We start from the raw sequence: 24,842 nt of genomic DNA, 5'->3' as shown, positions 1-24,842 counted from the left end.
CGTGATCCGCTCGAAACTGATCGAAGACATTCTCGCACTTTCGCCGCTCCAGGAAGGCCTGCTGTTCCACCACGTCTACGACCCGAACGGCACGGACGTCTACATCGGACAGTCCGTGCTGGAGTTCGAACGAGACCAGGTCGACATCGAATGCCTGCACGCCGCCGCGCAGGCGCTCCTGGACCGGCACACCGCCCTGCGGAGCTGCTTCCGGCAACGCAAGTCGGGCCAGTGGGCGCAGCTCGTCCTCCGCTCGGTACCGGCGGCGTGGCACCTGGTCGATCTGACGGGCGGAGCGTCGTCGGCCGACGAGCGCGAAGCAGCAGCGGACCGGGTCGCCGCCGAGGACCACGCGCGAGGCTTCGACCTCGGAAGCCCGCCGCTGCTGCGCTTCACCGCGGTCGTCCTCGGCCCCGGCAGGTTCCGGCTGATCCTGACCTACCACCACGTCCTGCTCGACGGGTGGTCGCTGCCGATCCTCGTGCACGAACTGCTCACGATCGAGTCCGGTGCGACCGACACCCTGCCGCCGGCGCGGCCGTACCGGGACTACCTCGAATGGATCGCCGCCCAGGACCCGGCGGCGGACGAACAGGCATGGCGTCGTGCGCTCGGCGGTGTCGACGAATCCACGGCGGTCGTACCCGCCGCCACCGACCCGGTCGTGCCGGAGCAGGTCCACGCGGAGCTGTCCGAGGACGAGACCGAACGGCTCGTCCAGCGGACGCGGGAGCTCGGCCTGACCTTGAACACCGTCGTCCTCACCGCGTGGGCGCTGGTCGTCGGTCACCAATCCGGCAGGGACACCGTCGTCGTCGGCAACACGGTCTCCGGTCGCCCGCCCGAGCTGGACGGGGTGGAGCGCATGATCGGCATGTTCGTCAACACCGTGCCCCGATGCGTTCGTACGCGGCCCGATCAGACCCTCGTGGAACTGTTGCGACAGGTCCAGGCCGAGCACGGTGTGCTGTTGCCGCACCAGCACGTCGGCTTGTCGGAGATCCAGCGCTGGATCGGCGTGGGCGAACTGTTCGACACGGTGTGCACCTTCCAGAACTACCCCCTCAGCGGGGAGGGTGATTCGTCCACCGCCCGCGAGTTCGGGCTCACCGGAGCACGCAGCAGCGACGCCACGCACTACCCGCTCGCCCTCGTCGTCGGCCCGGGGCACACCCTGCGCCTGAAGCTGGACCACCGTCCCGACCTGGTCGACCGGGAGCAGGCCGAAGCGATCCTGCGCCGCACGGTGCGGGTGCTGGCCGCGATCACCGACGATCCTCGGCAACTCGTCGGCGCCGTCGACCTGCTCGACGCGGGGGAGCGGCACCGGGTCCTCACCGAGCACAACGACACCGATCGCCCCGTCGGCCGGGTCTCGGTGCCGGAGTTGATCGAGGCACAAGCGAGGAGCACCCCGGACGCGCCCGCGATCGTCAGCGACGACACCGAACTGTCCTACGCCGAACTCAACGCGCGGGCCAACCGGTTGTCCCACTCGCTGACCGACCGGGGAGCGGGTCCGGGAACGATCGTGGCGGTCCTGCTCCCGCGCAGCCCGGAACTGCTCGTCTGCCTTCTCGCGGTGCTCAAGTCCGGAGCCGCGTACCTTCCGATCGATCCGGAGCATCCCGCCGAGCGCGTCGAACACCTGGTCGCCGACGCGGACCCGGTGCTGGTGCTGGCGGGCACCGGCCTGGCGCCGAAGAGCATCGGTGACCGGGTGGTGTCGTGGGACGACGTCGGTGGACACCTCAGCGATCACCCCGCCGGGGATCGTGGTGCGCAGCTGCGGCCCGCTGACGCGGCTTACGTCATCTACACCTCGGGTTCGACCGGCCACCCCAAGGGCGTCGTGGTCGAGCACCGCGCGCTCGGCCACTACCTGAGCTACGTCCGGGACCAGTACCCCGGCGTCTCCGGGCGCACGTTGCTGCACTCGTCGGTGGCTTTCGACCTCACCGTGACGTCGCTGTTCGCACCGCTGACCTGCGGTGGTCAGGTGGAGATCGCCGAGCTGACCGGAAGCGCCGAGCACGTGGCGGGACTCGGCAGGCCGACGTTCCTCAAAGCCACACCCGCGCACCTCCCGCTGCTGAACACGCTGCCCGACAACGTCAATCCGACGGGCCAACTCGTCGTCGGTGGTGAGGCGCTCACCGGTGCGAACGCGGCAGCGTGGCGGCGGAGGAACCCCGGCACCACGCTGATCAACGAATACGGCCCCACCGAGGCCACGGTCGGCACGATCGTGCACCGGCTCGAACCGGGTGCGGAGGACCCGCGCGGGCCCGTTCCCATCGGACGTCCAGTGTGGAACACCCGGGCGTACGTGCTCGACGGCGCCCTGCGCCCGGTGGCTCCCGGTGCCCCGGGTGAGCTGTACCTGGCAGGCGAGCAGCTCGCGCGCGGTTATCTGCATCGTGCCGGCTTGACGTCCGAACGGTTCGTGGCCGACCCGTTCGGCGGCGCGGGGAACCGCATGTACCGAACCGGCGACCTCGTCCGCTGGCGAAGTGACGGCGAGCTGGACTACCTCGGCCGGGTCGACGACCAGGTCAAGGTGCGCGGGCACCGGATCGAACTCGGCGAAGTGGAAGCCGCGCTGACGAGGAACTCCGCCGTGGAGCAGGCGACGGTGGTCGTCCGGGAGGACACCCCGGGTGATCAGCGGCTCGTCGCCTACGTCGTGGTGGACGAGGGTGTCCGGCCGGACGCCCTGCGCGAACACGTGCGCTCGGCGTTGCCGCAGTACATGGTCCCGTCGGAGTGGGTGGTCCTGGACGAGATTCCGCTGACGCCGAACGGGAAGGTCGACCGCGCCGCGCTTCCCGCACCCGAGCACGCACACGGGCAGGCACGGGAGCCCAGCAGCCCGACCGAGGAGATCCTCTGCGGCATGTTCGCCGAGGTCGTCGGTGCCGATCAGGTGGGCGTGGACGACGACTTCTTCCGGCTGGGCGGACATTCGCTCCTGGCGACCGCCCTGGTGAGCAAAGCCCGCGCCGCGTTGGGCGTCGAGCTGACCGTCCGCCAGGTCTTCGACCACCCGACGGTGGCGGCGCTCGCCAAGGCGCTGGATCGAACGCGTCGCGCGCGACCGGTGATGACGCCCGTCCCCCGGCCTGAACGGGTGCCGCTGTCGTTCGGCCAGCAGCGGCTGTGGTTCCTCAATCGCTTCGAACCCGACGCGACGTACAACATGCCGCTGGCTCTGCGGCTGTCCGGGTCGCTCGACCGGGCGGCGCTGCGCTCGGCGCTGTCCGACCTGGCCGCCAGGCACGAGGTCTTGCGCACCGTTTTCGCCGAGGACGACGCCGGAGCGCACCAGGTGGTCCGCGACGACGTCGACGTGGAGCTCCCGGTGGTGACGGCGGATCCGGCTGACGTGGACGAGCACCTCGCCGCCGCGTCGGCAACGCCCTTCGACCTCGCACACGAGCCCCCGCTGCGGTGCACGCTGTTCGAACTCGGACCGGACGACCACGTGCTGCTCCTCCTCACGCACCACGTCGCGGCCGACGGTCGGTCCATCACGGTGCTCGCCCGCGACCTCGGCCGGGCGTACGCGGCGCGTCGTGCGGGTGCGGTGCCCGACTGGTCGCCGATCCCCGTGCAGTACGCGGACTACGCGCTCTGGCAACGGGAATTCCTCGGCGACGAAGACGATCCGGTCAGTCCGCTAGCCGAGCAGCTCGAGTTCTGGCGGACCACACTGGACGGGTCGCCGGCAGAGCTGGCGCTGCCCACGGATCGTCGTCGGCCCGCCGTGGCGAGCTTCCGCGGCGATCACGTGCGGTTCGGTCTGGACGCCGCGTTGCACCAGCGACTCGAAGATCTCGCCCGCGCCAGCGGGACGAGCCTGTTCATGGTCGTGCAGGCCGGGCTGGGTTGCCTGCTCGCACGGCTCGGAGCCGGCGACGACCTGCCGCTGGGGGTGGCGGTCGCCGGTCGACCCGACGACGCCGTGGCGGACACCGTCGGGTTCTTCGTGAACACGCTGGTGCTGCGCGCGGATCTGTCCGGCGACCCCGAGTTCGCGGAAGTGCTCCACCGGGTGCGCCACACGAACCTGTCGGCGTTCGCGAACGAGGACGTTCCATTCGAACGAGTGGTGGACTCGGTACGGCCCGAGCGGTCGCTGTCCCGGCACCCGCTGTTCCAGGTGCTGCTGGCGCTGGCGCCGGACGGTGACGCGATCGCGCCCGACCTGCCCGAGCTGGACTGCACTCCGCACCCGGCTTCGACCTCGACGTCCCGGGTGGACCTGGCGTTCACCCTGCGACGCCGCGGCGGCCCGCGTCCGTCCGGTGTGGACGGTACGATCGAGTTCAGCACCGACCTGTTCGACCAGGAGACGGTCCAGCGGCTGGCCCGCCAGCTCGTCCGAGTGCTCGCCCTCGCCGTCGAGGACCCGCGCCGTCGGGTCAGCACCCTCGACCTGCTGGACGACCAGGAACGCCGCGCGCTGCTCGATGAGCCGAACGACACGGCTCGACCGGTGGACGACGAGTCGATCGTCGGGCTCTTCGAGGACAGGGCACGCCGATGCCCTACGGCGCCCGCGGTGCAGCAGGACGACGTGGTGCTCTCCTACGCCGAACTCGACGCACGCGCGAATCAGCTCGCACACCACCTGCTCAGGTACGGCGCGGGTCCAGAGGAGTTGATCGCGCTCGCCTTGCCGCGTGACGTGGGTCTGCTCGTGGCGATGCTCGCGGTGGTGAAAACCGGAGCCGCTTACGTCCCGCTCGACCCGGAGCATCCCGCCGGACGGATGCGCACGGTGCTGGCCGGCACCGAACCCCGGTGCGTTCTCACCATGCGGGAGACGGCGCGGAACCTCCCCTCGGGGCGACCCGTCCTGCTGCTCGACGAGGAGGACACGAGAGCGCTGCTGAGAGCAGAAGCGGAGACCGATCCGGGCACGCGAGCACGCGGCCATCATCCGGCCTACGTGATCCACACGTCCGGCTCGACCGGACGCCCGAAGGGCGTGGTGGTCGGACGGCGCGCGCTGGCGAACTTCCTGGCCGACATGACGCGCACGGTCGAGTTGTCGGCATCGGACCGGTTGCTCGCGGTCACCACGGTCGCCTTCGACATCGCGGCACTGGAACTGCTCGCGCCACTGCTGTCGGGTGGCCGCGTCGTGCTGGCTTCCCGCGAGGACGTCCGCGACCCGGAGCGGCTCCGCGCCTTGGTCGAGTCGGCGGGCATCACCGTCATGCAGGCGACACCGAGCCTGTGGCGCGAGGTGGTCGGCGGCGGTGCCGCCGACGCTCTGCGCTCGGTGCGCGTCCTGGTCGGTGGCGAACCACTGCCCGGAGACCTCGCACGCGCGCTGAACGCACACGCGCCGTCGGTGACGAACCTCTACGGTCCGACGGAGACGACGGTCTGGTCGACGTCGGCCATGCTGACCGGTGACGACCCGGAGCCGGGTATCGGCCTGCCCATCGCGAACACCCGGGTGTACGTCCTCGACGCGCACCTGCGGCCGGTCCCGCCCGGGGTGCCGGGAGAGCTGTACGTGGCCGGAGCGGGCCTGGCCCGGGGATATCTGGCCCGCCCGGATCTGACCTCCGAGCGGTTCGTGGCATGCCCGTTCGGCGGACCGGGCGAGCGGATGTACCGCACCGGGGATCTCGCCCGCTGGCGGGCTCGCGGCGGGCTGGAGCACCTCGGCCGCGCCGACGACCAGGTCAAGCTGCGGGGCTTCCGGATCGAGCCCGAGGAGATCGCCGCGGAGCTGTCGAGACATCCCGCCGTCGCCCAGGCGGCCGTGGTGGTCCGGGAGGACCGGCCGGGTGATCGAAGGCTCGTCGGTTACGTCGTGGCCACAGCCTCCACGGCCGAGATCCGCGCGCACGCGGCGCAACACCTGCCGGCGTACATGGTTCCGGTCAGCCTCATCCCGCTCGACGCGCTTCCGTTGACGCCGAACGGGAAGCTCGACCGGGCGGCTCTGCCCGCACCGGAGCCGGAGCACGCTCCCGAGACCCGACGACCGAGGAACCCCAGGGAGGAGATGCTCTGCGCCCTGTTCGCAGAGGTGCTGGGTGTCGCATCGGTCGGCATCGACGACGACTTCTTCGCGCTCGGCGGTCATTCACTGCTCGTGACCCGCCTGACGAGCCGGATCCGCACCGCGTTCGGGTCGGAGGTCGCGGTGCGTCGGGTGTTCGAGCACCCGACGGTCGAAGGACTGTCGCGCGCCCTGACCCCGGACGACGAGGTTCGGCCCGCGCTGACGGCGGATGCCGTACGACCCGACCGGGTTCCACTGTCGTTCGCCCAGGAACGGCTGTGGTTCCTGCACCGCCTCCGGGGACCCTCCGCGACCTACAACCTGCCGCTCGTGCTGGACCTGTCGGGGAACCTGGACCGCGACGCGCTGGCCGCCGCACTGTCCGATGTGGCCGTCAGGCACGAGTCGCTGCGCACCGTCGTCGCCCAGGACGAGGAAGGGGCGCACCAGATCGTCCTGCCACCGTCCACGCCGGTGGACTTCCGCGTCGTGGAGGCACGCGGCACGGCGTGGGAATCCGCGGTCGAGGCGGACGCGCTGCACCGCTTCGACCTGGAGAACGAGCCACCCCTGCGGGTCCGGCTGTTCGAACGAGCCCGGGACGAGCACGTCCTGCTGGTGCTGGTCCACCACATCGCCGCTGATGGGTGGTCGGTGTCGGTGTTGGCCCGCGACCTCAGCGCGGCGTACGCGGCGCGCTGCGCGGGGACGCCGCCGCGGCTGTCGCCGCTTCCGGCCCAGTACTCGGATTACGTGCTGTGGCAGCGCGCGCTGCTGGGAGACGAGGGCGAGCAGGCCGGCCTCGCGGGAGCGCAGCTCGACTACTGGCGATCACGACTCGACGGCGTACCGGAGGAACTGCCGCTGCCGTTCGACCGGGCGCGACGCGCGGAGCCGTCGCACCGGGGTGGTCAGGTGGAGTTCGAGATCCCCTCCGGCCTGCACCGCGAACTCGAAGGGTGGGGCCGTGCGCACGGAGCGAGCGTGTTCATGGTCGCGCAGGCGGCTCTCGCGGCGACGCTGCACCGGCTCGGTGCGGGCACCGACATCCCGATCGGGACACCGGTCGCCGGGCGGTCGGAGGAGGCGGTCGAGGACCTGGTCGGACTGTTCGTGAACTCGTTGGTGCTGCGGCACGACCTATCCGGCCGACCGAGCTGCGCGGAACTGCTCGCGCGGGTGCGGGAGGTCTCGCTCGCGGCCTACGCCCACCAGGACGTGCCCTACGAGCGCTTGGTCGAGGTGCTCAACCCGCGTCGTTCGCTGGCCCGGCACCCGCTGTTCCAGGTGATGCTCACGTTCGAGCGCGACGATCCGCAGTACGCGGTGGACCTTCCTGGTCTCACCGTGTCGTCCCGCACGGCCACCACGGGCTCGGCGAAGTTCGACCTCTCGATGGGACTTCGGGAGCGTCGGACGGCCGAAGGCGACCCGGCGGGAGTGCACGGCGTCCTGTTGTTCAGCACCGACCTGTTCGACCGCGCGACCGCAGAGATGATCACCCGGTGCTACGTGCGCGTCCTGTCGGAGGCAGTGCGAGATCCGCGACGCGCGGTCGCCGATCTCCGCCTGCTGGACCCCGCGGAGCGGCACCGCGTTCTCGTGGACTGGAACGACACCGCTGAGGACGTGCCCGCCCGCACCGTTCCCGACCTGTTCGAGCAGCAGGCCGCGCGGACCCCGCAGGCTCCCGCCGTGCGATCGGACGAGGAGACGCTGTCCTACGCCGACCTGAACGCGCGGGCCAACCGGCTCGCCCGGATGCTCAGCGAGCGGGGCGTGGGGCGCGGTTGCCTGGTCGGCCTCGCGCTGCCGCGATCGGTCGACCTGGTCGTCGCGCTGCTCGGCGTGCTGAAGGCCGGCGCGGGCTACGTGCCGGTGGATTTGGAGCAGCCGAGCGAGCGGATCGCGTACGTCCTCGGGGACGTCTCGCCGCAGCTCCTCGTCACCTCGGCGGCCTGCGCAGACGCGCTGCCCCGCGTGACCGGTGGCTCGGCGGTGCGGCTCGTGGTGGACGCACCCGAGGTCGTCAAGGCCCTCGCGCGGCGCAACGGCGAGAACCTCGGAGCTGGCCGACGGACCACCGTGCTCGGCGGGGACGTCGCGTACGTGATCTACACGTCGGGCTCGACGGGGCGTCCGAAGGGCGTCGTTGTGGAACACCGGGCGCTGGGCGCCTACGTCCAGCGTGCTCGCGATGCCTATCCCGAGGCCGCCGGCAGCACCCTGCTGCATTCACCGGTGTCCTTCGACCTCACCGTCAGCGCGCTGTACACCCCGCTGGTCGCCGGTGGGTGCGTGCGCCTGGGGTCGTTGAACGCGGACGAGGCCGACGACCGTGCGCGTCCCACGCTGATGAAGGTGACGCCGAGCCACCTGGAGGTGCTGGAGTCGCTCCCGGACAGCATGTCCCCGAGCGAACTGCTGCTGATCGGCGGCGAAGCGCTTCGCGGACCCGCGCTCGCGGCCTGGCGCTCGCGGCATCCCGAGGTCGCCGTCCGCAACGTCTACGGGCCGACCGAACTCACGGTGAACTGCCTGGAATACCGGCTCGACCCGGCGACCCCGACACCCGAGGGCGACGTGCCGATCGGACGGCCGTTCCGCAACGTGCGCGCCTACGTGCTGGACGATCGGATCGCCCCGGTGCCGGACGGAGTGGTCGGCGAACTGTACGTGGCGGGTGTCCAGCTCGCGCGGGGTTATCACGGTCGACCCGGATCGACCGCCGAGCGGTTCGTCGCGTGCCCGTTCGGCGAGCCGGGCGAGCGGATGTACCGCACGGGAGACCTCGTGCGACGCACCAGCGACGGCGACCTGGTCTACGTCGGACGCGCCGACGACCAGGTCGCAGTGCGGGGACACCGCGTCGAGCTCGGCGAGGTGCTGGCGGCGGTGCGAACCCATCCGGCGGTCGAACGCGTGGCCGCCCTCGTTCGCGAGGACCGCGCGGGTGACCCGCGGCTGGTCGCCTACGTCGTCGCGAGGGCGAGCCTGGACGTGGCGGAGTTGCGCTCGCACGTGGCGTCGACGCTGCCGGAGTACATGGTGCCTTCGGCGTTCGTTCGCGTGGACGAGATCCCGTTGACCACCAACGGAAAACTCGATCGCGCGGTGCTTCCTGCTCCGGAGTACGCGTCCTCGTCCCGGCCGGCCCGCGGCACTCGCGGAGCACGGGAGGACGTGCTCTGCTCGCTGTTCGCCGACGTGCTCGGCGTCCCGCACGTCGGTGTCGAGGACAGCTTCTTCGCGCTGGGTGGGCATTCGCTGCTCGCGACGCGGCTGGTCAACCGCATTCGCGGCGCGCTGGGCGTGGAGGTCGCGATCCGGCAGGTCTTCGAGCAGCCGACCGTGGCCGGGCTGGCCCGAACCCTCGACGGCGCTGGTGTCGCACGCGCGCCCGTCACCAGAGCCACCCCCCGGCCGCGGCGGGTTCCGCTGTCGATGGTGCAGCGCCGGCTCTGGCTGCTGGACCGGATGGAAGGACCCAACCCGAGCTACCACCTTCCGCTCGCGCTGGAGCTGTCGGGAAGCCTGGACGAGTCCGCCCTGCGTGCGGCGCTGGCCGACGTCGTGCGTCGCCACGAGACGCTGCGGACGGTGATCGCCGAGGATTCCCGGGGACCGCACCAGGTCCTGCTCGAAGCCGATGAGGTCCACATCGGTCCTCCGCGGATCGTGGTGGACGAGGACGAGCTGGACGCCACGCTGACCGGCCTCGTCGCCCACCCGTTCGACCTCGCCGCCGAGCCGCCGATCAGGACGTGGCTCGTCCGGGTGGGCGTCGAACGGCACGTGCTCCTCGTCCTCCTGCATCACATCGCCGCCGACGGCTGGTCGTTGCCGGTCCTCGCCGAGGATCTCCGCTCGGCCTACGAGGCACGCTGTTCGGGCACCGAGCCGGCGTGGCCGTCGTTGCCGGTGCAGTACGCCGACGTGGCTCTGTGGGAGGAGCGGACGCTCGGCACCACCGACCAGGACGGCCCGCTCGCCGACCAGATCGACTACTGGACCACAGCGCTCGCCGGTCTGCCGGAGGAGTGCACCGTCACGCCCGACCGCTCCCGCCCGGCTAGCCCCGCCCACCGGGGCGACGTCGTCGCGTTCGACGTCCCGGCCGACCTGCACGCGCGCATGGACGCCTTCGCACGGCAGGTCGGGGCGAGCGTGTTCATGGTGATCCAGGCAGGGTTGTCGGCGCTGCTGTCGCGGTGGGGCGCGGGGGAGGACGTCGCGCTCGGAGTGCCGATCGAAGGCCGCCGGGATGAGGCTGTGGACCGGCTCGTCGGGTTCTTCGTCAACACGCTCGTCCTCCGCGCCGACCTGAGCCGGGACCCGACGTTCACCGAACTCGTCCGCCAGGTCCGGGACACCGACCTCGCCGCCTACGCTCATCAGGCCGTCCCGTTCGACCGGTTGGTGGAGGTGCTGCGCCCACAGCGTTCCCGGTCGAGGAACCCGCTGTTCCAGGTCTCGCTGACCTTCGACAGCGATCGCGCGGCCGTGGACGAGGACGTGCACGAGTGGGGCGGCGTGCGGGTCAGCGCCCGTCCGGTCGGCACGGCCACGGCGAAGGTGGACCTGGCGTTCTCGTTGCGGGAACGCCGTGCCGCCAGCGGTGTGGTGGAGCGCCTGCGCGGCTCGCTGGAGTACGACGTCGAGCTGTTCGACCGCCGGACGGCCGAGGACGTCGTCGACCGGCTCGTGCGGCTGCTCGACGCGGCGACGCGGCAACCGGACAGTCCGCTCTCCGGCACCGAATTGGTCGCCCCAGCGGAACTGGCGCGGCTCGTGCGAGGCGACAACCGCGGCGGCCCGCACCCGGAGACCCGCTGGACGGACGGTTTCCACGAGGTCGTCCGGACCACACCGGACGCCATCGCGGTGGAGTGCGCGCAGAGCGGAACCAGCCTGTCGTACGCGGAACTCGACCGGCGGGCCAACGCCCTCGCGCACCGGCTGGCGGCTTACGGCGCTGGACCGGAGCAGGTGGTCGCGGTCGTGCTGCCCCGCTCGTACGAGTGGATCGAGGCGGTCCTGGCCGTGTTCAAGCTCGGTGCGGTGTACCTCCCGCTGGCAGCCGACGCGCCTGCCGAGCGCACCCGGGCGATCGTCGCCGAGGCGCGGCCCCGCGTGTTCGTGACGGACGCGGCGACGCGGGCCGACCTGGAATCCAGCGTCGACGCTGCGGTCCTGGTGCCCGGCACCGACGAGGAGGCGGCGGCCCCGCCGGTCGAGTCCGAGGTGGCGCCGGCGAACCTCGCTTACATCATCTACACCTCCGGCTCCACCGGGCAGCCGAAGGGCGTGGCCGTCAGCCATGCTGGTCTGGCCGCACTCGCGACGACCCACCGGGACGGGCTCGCCCTGGAGCCGCGGAGCCGGGTGCTCCAGGTCGTGTCGCCGCAGTTCGACGTGTCGGTGGCCGATATCGTGATGACCCTGTCGGTGGGTGCCGCACTCGTGCTGGCACCACCGCCCGGTCGGCTCGTCGGGTCGGAGCTGGCCGCCGAACTCGTGAAACGGCGCGCCTCCCACGTGATGCTGTCCGCCTCGCTCCTCGACACGGTCGCGGAGCAGGAGGTTCCGGCCGTGCGGTGCGTGGTGATCGGAGGCGAGGCCGTCACGGCGGAACTCGCGTCCCGGTGGGCGACCGGTGGCCGCCGCGTGATCGATGCCTACGGGCCGACCGAGGTCACCGTCGCCGCGACGATGAGCGCACCGCTCGCGGTGGGCGAGCATCCGACGATCGGGCGGCCGGTGCTCGGCACCAGCGTTTTCGTCCTGGATCGCCGGCTTCGACCCGTTCCGGCCGGAATGCCGGGGGAACTGTACGTCGCCGGTTCCGGGTTGGCCCGGGGCTATCTGGCCCGTGCGGCGGGCACCGCCGAGCGTTTCATCGCCTGCCCGTTCGGTGCCCCCGGCGCGCGGATGTACCGAACCGGGGATCTGGTCCGGTGGAACCGGGACGGAGCGCTGGACTTCCTGGGTCGTGCCGACGACCAGGTCAAACTGCGCGGGTTCCGCGTCGAGCCGGGAGAGGTCGAGGCGGCGCTCACCGCGCACCCCGCCGTGGAGCGCAGTGCCGTCGTCGTGCGGGAGGACCAGCCCGGAAGCGCCCGGCTCGTGGCGTACCTCGTGCCGGCCGGCGAGGCGCTGGGGGTGGACTCGGTCCGCGAACACCTCGCGGCGCTCCTCCCGGAGTACCAAGTGCCGTCGGCGTTCGTCCTGATGGACGAGCTTCCCCTGACACCCAATGGGAAACTCGACCGCCGCGCACTGCCGGCACCGGAGGACGGCGGTACCGGCGGCGGGTCTCCGCGCGGACCGCAGGAGGAGATCCTCTGCGAGTTGTTCGCCGACGTGCTCGGCGTCGGTGCGGTCGGCATCGACGACGACTTCTTCGCGCGCGGCGGCCATTCGCTGCTCGCCACCACGCTGGCGGGCCGGATCCGTGCCGCCTTCGGTGCGGAGATCGCGGTCCGGCAGGTGTTCGACACGCCGACGGTCGCGGGGCTCGCTCTGGCGCTGCGCGACGCCGACCGGGCGCGCACCCCGCTGCGCAGGGCTTCCCGACCCGGGCTGCTGCCGCTGTCGTTCGGGCAGCGCAGGCTCTGGTTCGTCAACCGGTTCCAGGGCGGCAACGCGGCGTACAACATGCCGCTGGCGCTCCGGCTGACCGGCAGGCTCGATCGCGACGCGCTCGCGGCGGCGTTCGCGGACGTGCTGGCCCGGCACGAGGTGCTGCGGACGGTGTTCGTGGAGGACGCGGAGGGTCCCCACCAGGTGGTCGTCGACATCGTTCGTCCACCCTGGAAGGTCGTGGCGACGAGCGAGGCCGGACTCGCCGGAGACGTCACGGAGGCGGCGCGTCAGGGCTTCGACCTCGCCGGCGAGCTACCGGTGCGCGGCGTGCTGTTCGAGATCGACGGCCGGGACGACGAGCACGTGCTTCTCTTGTCCCTGCACCACATCGCCGCCGACGGCTGGTCGGTTCCGGTCCTGGTTCGCGATCTCACCACCGCGTACCGCGCCCGGCGGGCCGCCGAGAGTCCACAGTGGCCTGAGCTGTCCGTGCAGTACGCGGATTACGCGCTGTGGCAGCGCGAGGTGCTCGGTGCCGAGGACGACCCGCACAGTCCACTGGCCGTTCAACTGGACTACTGGACGTCCTCGTTGGCCGACCTGCCCACCGAGATCAGCCTGCCGGTGGACCGTCCCCGCCCCTCCTCGTCGTCTTACCAGGGTGGTCGGACCACCTTCGAGGTCCCCCCGGACCTGCACGCCCGGATCGTGCAGGTCGCCAGGGAGCACGCGGTGAGCGTGTTCATGGTGTTGCAGGCGACGTTGGCAGCGCTGCTGCACCGACTGGGCGCGGGCGACGACATCCCGCTGGGCACGACGGTCGCGGGCCGGACCGACGCGGCGACCGAGAACCTGGTCGGCTTCTTCGTCAACACGCTGGTGCTGCGGACCGACGTGTCCGGAACGCCCACCTTCGCGGAACTGCTGGCGCGGGTCCGCCGCACCGACCTGGAGGCCTACGCCCACCAGGACGTGCCGTTCGAGCGACTGGTGGACCTGCTGGCACCGGATCGGTCACTGGCCAAGCATCCGCTGTTCCAGGTGATGCTCTCGCTCAACGACGCCGCTGCTGTTCCCGGCGGAGGCGCCGGCGGAGTCGGAGGCGTCGCGGAGCTGGACGTCACCTCGTACCCGCTGGACACCGGAGTCGCGAACTTCGACCTGCTGTTCGGTTTCGGTGAGCGGCCCCGTGACCGAGACGGACGCGCGGGTGGGCTCGACTGCACGGTGCAGTTCAGCGCCGACCTGTTCGACGCCGCCACGGCGCGACGACTCGGCGAGTGGTTCCGGCGGTTGCTGGCCTCGCTGGTCGAGGATCCGTCCCGCCGGGTACGGCAGGCGGAGCTGCTCGCGGCTTCCGAGCGCGCGGCACTGGTGGCGACGGGCAGCGGCGACGCCGAACCGGGAACGTGGGCCACGCTGTTCGAGCGCCAGTGCGACCGGACGCCGCACCACCCCGCCGTGGTGGCCGAGGGCTGGGAGATCCACTTCGCGGAACTCAACGCCCGCGCCAACCGGTGGGCTCGGTACCTGATCTCGCTCGGCGTCGGTCCTGAGCGGGTGGTGGCGGTCGCCTTGCCGCGTGGCGAGGAACTCGTCGTCGCCCTGCTCGCAGTGCAGAAGGCGGGAGCGGCCTACCTGCCGGTCGATCCGAACTACCCGGCGGATCGTATCGAGTTCATGCTCGGTGACGCGCGACCGTCGCTGGTGATCACGGCGCGGCACCTGGAGGAATCGCTTCCTCACCAGGGCGTCGCTCGGTTGCTGGTCGACGACGAGACGGTTCGTGCTGCGATTCGTGCGTGTCCTGACCACGACGTGGACGACGGCGACAGGATCTCGCCGCTTCAGCTGTCCGCAGTGGCCTACGTCGTGTACACGTCCGGTTCGACTGGTCGGCCCAAAGGCGTCCAGGTGGATCACCACGGCCTCGCGGGTCTGGCGGCCGGACACGTCGACAAACTCGGCCTCGACAGCACGAGCCGCGTGCTCCAGCTGGTGTCGCCGAACTTCGACGCGGCTCTCGGCGACTTCGTCATGACCCTTCTGAGCGGGACGACGATGGTGCTCGGACCGCGGGACAGCGTCGTCGGGGGTGACGAACTCGCCGAGTTCGTCCGAGCGCACGGTGTCACGCACCTGGCGGCACCACCGGCGCTGCTCGCCACCCTCGACCCCCTGGACGTGCCGAGCCTGCGCGGAGTGCTGGTCGGCGGCGAGGCGTTCTCGGCTGAACTCGCGGCGCGCTGGCATCGTGCGGGACGCCGGCTGGTCAACGTCTACGGTGCCACCGAGTCGACCGTGCTCACCACGATGAGCGAACCGCTCACCGGTGCCGAGCAGCCCGACGCCGGCCGGGCCATCCCGGACGACCGGCTGTACGTGCTGGACGCGGCGCTCAACCCGGTGCCGCGCGGTGTCCTCGGCGAGGCGTACCTCGCTGGCAGCGGTGTCGGCCGGGGGTACCTGGGCCGCCGCGTCCTCACGGCCGAGCGGTTCGTGGCCGACCCCTTCGGAGCCCCGGGCGAGCGGATGTACCGCACCGGCGACCTGGTGCGCTGGAACGCACGTGGTGACGTGGAGTTCGTCGGCCGGGTCGACCACCAGGTGAAGATCCGCGGCTTCCGCGTCGAACTCGGCGAGATCGACGCGGTACTGCAACGACATCCCGCCGTGGCGCAGGGCGTGACGCTGCTCAGGCAGGACCGTCCGGGGGACAAACGCCTCGTGAGCTACGTGGTGCCGACGGCCGCCGGGACCGGCGTGGACGGGGAAGCGCTGCGTGCGCACGTGGCCGCCGCACTGCCGGAGTACATGGTCCCGGCCGCGATCGTCCGCCTCGACGCACTGCCGTTCACCCCCAACGGCAAGATCGACCACCGCGCGCTGCCGGAGCCGGTCGCCGAGGCCGTGGTGACCGGGCGAGCGCCGAGGGACGAGCGCGAAAAGGTGCTGTGCGAGCTGTTCGCGGACGTTCTCGGACTGGAGTCCGTGGGCATCGACGACGGATTCTTCGCGTTGGGCGGGGACAGCATCATGTCCATCCAGCTCGCCGGCCGTGCGCGCCGCGTCGGACTGGTGTTCACCGCCAAGGACGTCTTCGAGCACAAGTCGGTCGCGGGGCTGGCGCGGGTGGCGCGGTTCGAGGAGAGCGCGCCCGATCTCGCCGACACCAACGGGGTGGGCGAGGTCCCACTGACCCCGGTGCTGCACTGGTTCGCCGAGATGGGCGGGCCGGTGGACCGGCTCAACCAGTGGAAGGTGCTGCGGGCTCCCGAGAACACCGAGCACGACACGCTCGTCTCGGCGGTGCAGGCGGTGCTCGACCACCACGACGCATTGCGGATGCGCGTCGACTTCGACCCGGCCGACACCGGGCGCGGGGCCGGCTCGCGCTGGGCTCTGCACGTCGTGGAGCCGGGAACCGTGCGGGCGGACGACCGGGTCCGCACCATCGACGTGTCCCGGTCGCAGGGCCGAGACCGGCTGCGGCTCATGGCCGACCACGCCGCCTCGGCGCGGGAACGGCTCGACCTGGCGACCGGGAGCCTCCTGCAAGTGGTGCACTTCCCGGCAGGAGGAGGCGAACCCGCGACGATCCTCGTCGTCGCGCACCACCTCGCCGTGGATCCGGTGTCGTGGGCGGCACTCGTGCCGGATCTGGCCGAGGCGTACCAGTGCCTGCACGACGCCCGGCCGGTCGAGCTCCAGCCCGTGCGCACCTCGTTCCGGCAGTGGGCGTTGCGGCTGCGTGACTGGGCCCGTTCGCCGGGCCGGGAGCCGGAACTCGCCTACTGGGCGGGCCTGCATGCCGAGAGCAGCCCGTTGTTCGAAGTGGACGCCGATTCAGTGGGCCGGACGAACGCCGACTGCGCTCGGGTGTCCAGGCAAGTGCCGCGGGAGGTCACCGAGGCGGTGTTGACCACGGCTCCGGAGGCGTTCCACGCGGGCGTGAACGACGTCCTGCTCGCGGCCCTGACGATGGCGCTGGCCCAATGGCGGCGAGGCCGCGCCGCCGGTGTCCTGGTCGACCTGGAGAACCACGGCCGGGAGGAGGAGATCCTCGGCGGTGTCGACGTGTCCCGCACGATGGGCTGGTTCGCCAACATGCATCCCGTCCTGCTCGACACCGGTGCGGTCGACCGCGTCGAGGCGATGGCGGGCGGCCCTGCCGCGGGGCAGGTGCTGCGGCAGGTCAAGGAACGGCTGCGCGCCGTCCCGGACCACGGCCTGGGATACGGCGCGCTGCGCTACCTGGACGAGCGAGGCGCGACCGTCCTCGCCGGCTGCCCACAGGCGCAAGTCGGTTTCAACTACCTGGGCCGTTCCTCCGAGTCCGAGGCATCCGGGCCGAGCGCGGCCTGGTCCCTGTTGGGAGATCTTTCCGGTATCGGCGGCCAGGACCAGGACATGGTGCTGCCCCACCTGCTGGAGGTCGCCACCGTCACCAGGGACGGGGCCGACGGGCCGAAGCTGGAGACGAACTGGGTGTGGCCACGTGCCCTGCTCGACGAGGGCGAGGTCGTGGAACTCGCGGACCTGTTCGGCCAGGCGTTGCGGGCGCTCGTGGAACACGCGCACGCCCCGGACGGGGGCGGGCACACCCCGTCCGACGTCGCACTGGCGGAGTTGAGCCAGAGCGAGATCGACATGCTGGAAGCCGAGTGGAGGAACGCGGAATGAGCCGGTCCGGCCTTCAGGACATCCTGCCGTTGTCCCCGTTGCAGGAGGGGATCTTCTTCCACCACGTCTACGACGAGGCGGGGCCGGACCTCTACGCGGTGCAACTGGTGTTGGACCTGGAGGGACCCCTCGACCGCGTCGCGCTGCGCGCCGCCGCGGACGGCCTGTTGCGGCGTCACGACAACCTGCGAGCCGCGTTCCGCTACCAGGGCGTGAACCGTCCGGTGCAGCTCATCCCGAAGAGCGTGGAACTGCCGTGGCGCGAGGTCGACCTCGGTGACCTGCCGGACGGGGAGCGCGCCGAGGCCGCCGATCGCACCGTCGCCGAGGAGCGGGCGCGGCGGCTGGACCTCACCGCACCGCCCGTGCTGCGGTTCACGCTCATCCGCGAGGGGGAGCGGCGGCATCGATTCATCCTGACGTTCCACCACATCCTGCTCGACGGCTGGTCGATGCCGTTGCTGTGGAAGGAACTCCTCGCGCTGTACGCGAGCAACGGCGACGTGGACGGATTGCCGCGCGTACGGCCGTACAAGGACTACCTCGGCTGGCTCGCCGCCCAAGACCGGGACGAGGCGCGCAGAGCCTGGCGGGAGCACCTCGCCGGCATCGACGGCGCCACGCTCGTCGCGCCCGACGCGGACCCCGCGTCCACGGTCCCGTGCAAGCTGGGAGTCTCGCTGCCGGCGCAGGTCACGGCGGCGCTCACCACGTGGACCAGGGACGAAGGACTCACCCTGAACACCGTCCTGCAAGGCGCGTGGTCGTGCGTCGTGTCGCGGCTGACCGGCCGAGGGGACGTCACGGCGGGGATCACGGTGTCCGGGAGACCCTCTGACCTCGTCGGGGTCGAGGACATGCTCGGCCTGTTCATCAACACCGTGCCCCTGCGGGCGCGAGTCAGGCCGGGGCAGACCGCCACCGAGTTCCTGCACGGTCTCCAGAACGAGCAGACCAGGCTGATGCCGTACCACCACCTCGGCCTCGCCGAGATCCAGCGCCTGGTCGCGGCAGGCGGGCGCGGGTTGTTCGACACGCTGGTGGTGTTCGAGAACTACCCGTCGGGTAGCGCGCCGGCCGCTGACGGCCCCGGCGACCGCCTACGTGTGTCCGCAGTGGACGGAGTGGACGCCAGCCACTACCCGATGACCCTCGTCGGTGCGCCCGGTGAGCGGATCCGGTTGCGCCTGGACTACCGGCCCGACGTGTTCGACCGCGCCACGGCTCAGGACGTGCTGGATCGGGTGGCACGCCTGATCACCGACATCGCGACCGACCCGGACCGCCCGGTGGGCACCCTCGGCGCGCCGGAGGCGGTGGCAGCCGGAACGCACGGCGTTCCCGGGCCGGTCGAGCTCCGCTCCCTCCCCGATCTCGTCCGCGACCATGCCGGCAGGACACCGGACGCGGTCGCCGTCTCCGGCGCCAGCGGCGACACCACCTACCGCGAGCTGGTGGCCCGTGCGCACCGGCTCGGCCACCGGCTGCTGGCCGAGGGCGTCGAGCCCGAGGAGCGGGTGCTCATCCTGATGGAGCGCGCACCGCACACCGTGACGGCGGTTCTCGGCGTGCTCGGGTCCGGCGGTGCCTACGTCCCGCTGCACCGTTCGTTCCCCACGGGGCGGCGTCGGCGGATGGCGCGGGAAGTCGGAGCCCGGATCGTCCTCACCGACCGGCGCTACCAGGAGGAAGCGGCGGAGCTGGGGCTGCGAACGCTCGTCGTCGACTCCGACGAGACCGTCGCCGGGATGCCCGAACACGCGCCGGAGGTCGCGATCGCCCCGGACCAGCTCGCCTACGTCATGTTCACCTCGGGCTCGACGGGAGTGCCCAAGGGCGTCGGGATCACGCACCGTGGCGTCGCCGAGTTGGCGCACGACCAGCGCTGGCGGACTGGAGCGCACGACCGCGTCCTGATGACCGCGGCCCTGGCGTTCGACGCGTCCACCTACGAGCTGTGGGTGCCGCTGCTCAACGGCAAGCGGATCGTCGTCGTGCCCGACGGCGAGGTGGATCTCGCGGGCCTGCACGAGCTGGTCGTCCGGCACGAGGTGACCGGCGCGCTGCTGACCACCGCACTGTTCACCCTGATCGCCGACGAGCAGCCCGCGCTGCTGTCGACCTTGCGGGAGGTGACGACCGGAGGTGACGCCGCGTCCGCACGGTCGTTCCGGCGGGTGCTGGAGCGCTCACCCGGCCTGACCGTCACCAACCTGTACGGCCCGACCGAGATCACCGTGAACGCTACCCACCAGCCGGTGCGAACCGCCGAGGAGGTCGGCGAGGTGGTGCCGATCGGTGCGCCGATGGACGGCACCTCGCTGTACGTCCTCGACCGGGACCTGCATCCGGTCGCCCCCGGTATGGCGGGGGAGCTGTACCTCGCCGGTGCGGGGCTGGCACGCGGCTACCTAGGCCAGGCCGGACCGACCGGGCAGCGCTTCGTGGCGAACCCGTTCGGACCGGCCGGGTCGCGGATGTACCGAACCGGGGACCTGGTGCGCCGCAACCGGGACGGAGCGCTCGAGTTCGTGGGGCGGTCGGACGAGCAGTTCAAGCTGCGTGGTTTCCGCGTCGAACCCGGGGAAATCGAAACCGTGCTCGCCGGGCAGCCCGGGGTGCGGGACTGCGTGGTCGTCCTCCGCACCGACGGGGAGAAGCGGCTCGTCGCCTACGTCGCGGGTTCCGACGACCTCGACACGGCGGCGTTGCGCGCCGCGATCACCGAAGTCCTGCCTCGCTACCTGGTGCCGAACGCGGTCCACGCCGTGCCGGAGATACCCCGAACGCCCGGCGGGAAGGTCGACAAGGCGGCCTTGCCGGACGTCGACGCCGCGGTGGCCGAGGTCCAGCGCGGACCGAGGGGACCGCGTGAGGAGATCCTCTGCGAGCTGTTCGCGGAGATCCTCGGCCTGCGCTCGGTGGGGATCGACGACCACCTGTTCGACCTGGGCGGAAACTCGTTGCTGGCCACCCGGCTGGTGAGCCGCATCCGGTCCACCTTGCACCGGGAAGTGCCGGTGCGGTCGGTGTTCGACCATCCGACGGTCGCGAGCCTGTCCGCCGCCCTCGCTCGGGCCGGTTCCCGGCGCGGTGGCGTGACTCCCGCGACGCCGAGGCCGTCCCGGATTCCGTTGTCGTTCGCCCAGCAGCGGCTGTGGTTCTTGCATCGGGTGGAAGGTCCCCAGCCGACGTACAACATCCCGGCAGCCTTGCGGTTGTCCGGCCGGCTGGACCGGGACGCGCTCCGCGAAGCGCTGTGCGACGTGGTCGCACGCCACGAGCCGCTGCGGACGGTCTTCGGCGAGGACGACGAAGGCCCGTACCAGGTCGTGCGCGAGGACGCGACCGTCGCGCTCGACGTCGTGAACACGACCGAGGCCGAGCTGGAGGACCGGCTCACCGACGCCGTGCGGCACCGGTTCGACCTCGCCGCGGAGCCCCCGCTGCGAGCGTTGCTGTTCGCTGTGGATTCCGGTGACCACGTCCTGCTCCTGCTGTTGCACCACATCTGCGGTGACGGGTGGTCCATGCCGTTGCTGCGGCGGGACCTCAGCGTCGCTTACGACGCGCGGCGGGAACACGTGAGCCCGCAGTGGACTCCGCTACCGGTCCAGTACGCGGACTACGCGCTGTGGCAGCGGGACATCCTCGGTTCCGAGCACGATCCGGACAGCGAGCTGAGCAGCCAGCTCGCGTACTGGGCGGAGGCGTTGGACGGCCTTCCGCAGGAACTGGAGTTGCCCACGGACCGATCCCGGCCGGCGGTGTCCTCGCAGGAAGCCGGGATGGTCCTGTTCGACGTTCCCGCCGACCTGCACGCGGCATTGCTCAAGTTGGCCCGGGACACCCGTTCGACGTTGTTCATGGTGTTGCAGGCAGGACTGGCGGCCGTCCTCAGCAGGCTGGGCGCGGGCCGGGACATCCCGATCGGAACACCCATCGCGGGCCGTACCGACGACGCCGTGGACGACGTGGTCGGCTTCTTCGTGAACTCGCTGGTGCTGCGCACCGACCTCACGGGCGATCCCACTTTCCGCGAGTTGCTGGACCGCGTCCGGGAGACCGACCTGGCGGCCTACGAGCACCAGGAACTGCCGTTCGAGCGGCTCGTGGAGCTGCTCAACCCGGATCGCTCACTGGCTCGCCACCCGCTGTACCAAGTGCAGCTCACGCTGAACAACAACGAACAGGTGGTCGTGGAAGGCGCGCCGGACCGGTCGGCTGAGCTGGCGGTCCGCACGCAGCCGATCATCAAGCCCACGGCCAAGTTCGACCTGTTCTGGTTCTTCGCCGAAAGTCGCGGTGAGGATGGTTCCCCGGCGGGGATGCAGGCGTCGGTCGAGTACAGCGCCGACCTCTTCGATCGGTCCACCGCACAGGCGCTGAGCGAGCGCCTGGTGCGGCTGCTGCGCACCGTGGTGGCGAACCCGGCGGTGCGGGTCGACCGGGTGGACGTGCTGTCGCCGGAGGATCGCGAGCTGGTCGTCGGTACCTTCAACGACACCGGGAGCGCGTTGCCGTGGCGGAACCTGCCCGCCGTGTTCGAAGAGCAGGTCAGGGCGACACCGCGACGCCGAGCGGTCGTCCACGGCTCGGATGCCGTCACCTACGCGGAACTCAGCGCGCGGGCGAATCGCCTCGCGCGAGTCCTCGTGGAACGCGGAGTGGGTGCCGAGTCGTACGTGGCGGTACTGCTCCCCAGGTCGATCGACTTCGTCGTCACGGTCTGGGCGGTGGTGAAATCCGGTGCCGCGTACGTCCCGATCGACGTCTCGCACCCGGACGAGCGCATTCGGTTCGTCCTGAACGACGCCGAACCCGCAGTGCTGCTGACGAACAGCGACCAGGGGGAGCGCTTCGCGGGCGTCGTCGGGGAGACGTTGTGCTTGGACGACCCCGCGCTGCGGGAACACGTCGCCGCGCAGACGTCGGCGGACCTGGCGGACGCCGAGCGGCACGCACCGCTGCTGGCCGATCACCCGCTGTACGTGATCTACACGTCCGGCTCGACCGGTCGCCCCAAAGCCGTCGTGCAGCGGGCGGGCACGGTCGTGAACCTCGTGTCGTGGCAGGACACCGTGCTGCCACGGGACCCCGGCGAGCCCAAGGTGACGGCGCAGTTCGCTCCCATCGGTTTCGACGTGTCGGTGCAGGAGATCTTCTCCGCGACGCTCTTCGGCAAGACGCTCGTGGAGTGCCCGGAGGACGTGCGTCGCGACTCCGAACGGCTGGTCGGCTGGCTGGACGAACACCGCATCGAGGAACTGTTCGTACCGAACCTGGTGGTGCAGGCCGTCGCCGAGGCCGCTCTCGACCAGGACCGCGACCTTCCCGCGCTGTGCGACATCGTGCAGTCCGGGGAAGCGCTCGTGCCCAGCGACGCGATTCGTGATTTCCACGCTCGCGTACCCGGCCGGCGGATGCACAACCAGTACGGGCCGACCGAGACGCACGTGATGACGGGATGCGTGCTGGACGGGAACGCCGAGGTCTGGCCGAGCGCACCGCCGATCGGCGGTGCGATCCGCGACGCCCGGTTGTACGTGCTCGATGACCAGCTCGTACCGGTCGCCGTGGGTGCGGTGGGAGAGCTGTACATCGCGGGGTCGGGAGTCGGGCGCGGGTACCTGAACCGCCCGGACATGACGGCGGAACGGTTCGTCGCCGACGTGTTCGGAGCGGCTGGTTCCCGCATGTACCGCACCGGTGATCTGGTGCGGTGGACGCGGGAGGGGCAACTCCGGTTCGTGGGCCGGGCGGACTTCCAGGTGAAGGTCCGAGGTTTCCGCATCGAACTCGGCGAAGTCGAGTCCGCGGTGACCAGCCACCCGGCGGTGCGGACGGCCGTCGTCCTCGCGCGGGAGTACCCGCCCCGAGATCTCCGCCTGGTCTGCTACGTGGTGCTCCACGACGGGCGCAGCGTGGACCCGGAGGCCCTCGGCAAGCACGTCGGGACGGTGCTGCCGGAATACATGGTGCCGTCAGCGTTCGTGCCGCTCGACGCGTTCCCCCTGACCGCCAACGGGAAGCTCGACCGATCCGCACTCCCGGAACCGTGCCTCGGCACTGACGAGGTCGCGCCTCGCACACCGGAGGAGGAAGTCCTGTGCGGTCTGTTCGAGGAGCTGCTGGGCTTGCCGTCGATCGGCGTCCACGACGACTTCTTCAGGTCGGGAGGACACTCGTTCCTCGCCACGCAGTTGGTGAATCGGGTTCGTGCCGCGTTCGGTGTGGAGCTGTCGGTGCGCTCGGTGTTCGAGTCGCCCACCGTTGCCATGCTCGCCGAGGAACTGGGATCGGACACCACCCGGGACCCGTTCGAATGCCTGCTCCCGCTGCGGCCGAGGGGGAACAGGCCACCGCTGTTCTGCGTGCACCCTGGTTCCGGGACGAGCTGGTCGTACGCGGGGCTGATGGCGCACCTGTCCGCAGACCAGCCGCTCTACGGCATCCAGGCCCGGGGGCTGCGAAACGCCGACGCGACCCCGGGTTCCATCGGGGAGATGGCCGCCGACTACGTGCGGGAGGTCCGGCGAGTCCAACCGCGGGGTCCGTACCGGCTGCTCGGGTGGTCCTTCGGCGGCCTCGTCGTGCACGCGATGGCGACGCTGCTGCAGGAGCAGGGCGAGCGGGTCAGCCACGTGGTGACGGTGGACTCGTTCCCGGACGAGGGGCGGACCATCGTCGATCGTACGGACGCGGAGATCGTGGGCTCGCTCCTGGCTGATGCCGGCTTCGACTTCGACGGTGCCGAGTTCGAGGGCGACCAGGACGCGGTGCTCACCCGGTACGCGGACTACCTCGACGAGCAGAACAGCAGGCTGGCGGCACTGGGCACCGACGGGTTGAAGGCGTGCATGAGGGTCTTCGTGGACAACTGCAGGCTCATGGAGAGCTTCGAGCCCGCGCGTTTCGACGGTGATCTGGTGAGCTTCACCGCACTCCGGCGCACCCACGATCGGACCGCAGTGGACGGGGATCGAGGTGATCCGCTCACCTCCGCCGCCTGGCGGCCGTACGTGACGGGAACGGTGCTGGATCACGGCGTGGACGCCACCCACGACGGGATGCTCACCGATCCGGACGCGATCGCCCGCATCGGCGGCGTCCTGGACGACCTGCTGTGAGCCCAGGATTCCGGCCTCGACCACGACACCGCGAAGCACGACCAACGCACGACCAACGCATGACCGGAGAGGAGAACATCATGAGCACCAACCCGTTCGAGGACCCCGACGGCACGTATCTGGTTCTGGTGAACGACGAGGGCCAGCACTCGCTGTGGCCGGCGTTCGCCGAGGCCCCGGCCGGATGGACCGTCGCGCTCGAGGAGACCGATCGCCAATCAGCCGTGGACTACGTCAACGAGAACTGGACTGACATGCGACCGAAGAGCCTGATTCGAGAAATGGAAGGCGTCCGTCTCTGACCTGTCGGGGGGGGGGGGGGGGGGGGGGGGGGGCTGTCCGCGCACACAGACCCACACGGAAAGAACCAGAGCATCGAGAACAAAACCACACCACCCCGCCGACACCCACCGGCG

3 protein-coding genes are annotated in these 24,842 nt (G+C 71.0%); all 3 read left to right on the top strand.

Translation table 11 applies throughout. From position 1 onward, the window contains the following. The first annotated feature begins 1 nt into the window (after position 1). The 3 genes from LCD33_RS01865 (at position 2) to LCD33_RS01855 (ending at position 24,728) form a co-directional block, all read left to right on the top strand. Positions 2-17,296: a non-ribosomal peptide synthase/polyketide synthase gene (locus LCD33_RS01865; protein WP_224977452.1), complete on the top strand. Its 17,295-nt coding sequence runs from the start codon at positions 2-4 to the stop codon at positions 17,294-17,296. Then, on the top strand, positions 17,293-24,426 hold the full coding sequence (locus LCD33_RS01860) for a non-ribosomal peptide synthetase (protein WP_224977451.1): 7,134 nt from the start codon (positions 17,293-17,295) through the stop codon (positions 24,424-24,426). The genes LCD33_RS01865 and LCD33_RS01860 overlap by 4 nt, the downstream gene beginning before the upstream one ends. Before the next feature lie 80 nt (positions 24,427-24,506). Continuing rightward, positions 24,507-24,728, top strand: a complete 222-nt coding sequence (locus LCD33_RS01855) for an MbtH family protein (protein WP_224955856.1) — start codon at positions 24,507-24,509, stop codon at positions 24,726-24,728. Positions 24,729-24,842: the final 114 nt, after the last annotated feature.

It is taken from the genome of Saccharopolyspora sp. 7B (genome assembly GCF_020177435.1).
In the GTDB taxonomy this organism is placed as follows: Bacteria; Actinomycetota; Actinomycetes; order Mycobacteriales; family Pseudonocardiaceae; genus Saccharopolyspora_C; species Saccharopolyspora_C gregorii.
Note: the sequence above shows the minus strand (reverse complement) of the source record. Positions and strands in the feature narration are given on the sequence as shown.